Annotated in this window: 1 protein-coding gene; it reads right to left on the bottom strand. The window is 66.2% G+C overall.

What is annotated here, in order from left to right; genetic code table 11:
- Positions 1 to 751 (bottom strand): hypothetical protein (locus tag AACY49_RS29730; RefSeq protein WP_339527755.1); only part of this gene is annotated, 751 nt, incomplete at both ends.

Raw genomic sequence — 751 nt, 5'->3', positions numbered from 1 at the left:
GATACCGGCCATGAAGGTCGTCGACGAGCGTCGCGGTTGGCAGGTTGCGGCGCATGCGCATGAAATAGAGACTCTTCAGCTCGGGCTGGTCTGCGACGATAAAGCCCTGCCGGGCGATGATCGCTTCGACGTCGGCGCGAGCGGCGGTGATGGCCGGATCACCCTCGTCGGTTCGATCGTCGGCGCCGAGACGGCGGAACATCGCTTCGACATCGGCTCGCGCCGCGTCGCGCAACGCGCGGGCGACGAACGGGCTATAGGCATCGCGCGGGGTCGAGCGGCCCGCCGATGTGGCCAGCGTGTAGCGCAGCCGCTCATGCAGGTCGGGCGCGATCCCATCAGGCCGGTCTGCCTCGACCGCGCGCAATGTGTTGATGATCTTGCTGACCGTTATGTGCCGGTGGATCGAGCCCATCCCGCGCTGTTCGAGCGCGGATGCAAAGCCATCGATATGGGCTGCGCTTAGGTCGCTGACACCGGCCACCTTCTGCGCTTCATCGCCAAGCCAAGCGAAGAAGTGACGATAGACCTGGACATACTGCTTGATGACGCTGGCCGCACCGATCGATCCTCCGAGCTCGGCCGAGCGCCGCAGCGCACCGGCAAAGGCGATGGCGAGCGGACGAGGATCGAGCCCGGTCATATCGACCAGGACCATCCCGCCATGCCGCGCCTCGATGGTGAACTTGAGGCCGAGCACCGGATCGGGCTGCGCTCGCTCCGGCGTGATCGGCACAAAGGCGACGGGCCA

The organism is Pseudomonas sp. EL_65y_Pfl2_R96 (assembly GCF_963970905.1).
Lineage (GTDB): Bacteria > Pseudomonadota > Gammaproteobacteria > Pseudomonadales > Pseudomonadaceae > Aquipseudomonas.
Note: the sequence above shows the minus strand (reverse complement) of the source record. Positions and strands in the feature narration are given on the sequence as shown.